The 262-nt window shown below is 35.5% G+C and carries 1 pseudogene; it reads right to left on the reverse strand.

Features of this window, described 5'->3' with window-relative positions:
• A pseudogene (gene cse15, locus IEQ44_RS18665) lies at nt 1–262 on the reverse strand (spore protein Cse15); the annotation flags it as partial.

The raw sequence follows: 262 nt of genomic DNA on the forward strand, positions 1-262 counted from the left end.
CTAGCAGTCTTTCTTTCGTTTCTATGATTCGATCTTTCATATGATCAACTTCTATTTTAATATGTTTTAGCTGATATTCTTTTTCTTCCATTTGCTCTTCTAGACGCCCGTTTTCGGCTTTTATCAATTCGGCTTGCTGTTTTGCCTGAAGCAGTGCATTTTGTTCCTGCTCAATCGAGGCTTGAAGTTCGCTGATCCGTTTATGAAGATTTTTATTTTCTTCTTCGATTTTGACTTTCGCAATATGAAGTTTATGTTTTTC

This window comes from Nocardioides malaquae, from assembly GCF_015070385.1.
Taxonomy (GTDB): domain Bacteria; phylum Actinomycetota; class Actinomycetes; order Propionibacteriales; family Nocardioidaceae; genus Nocardioides; species Nocardioides malaquae.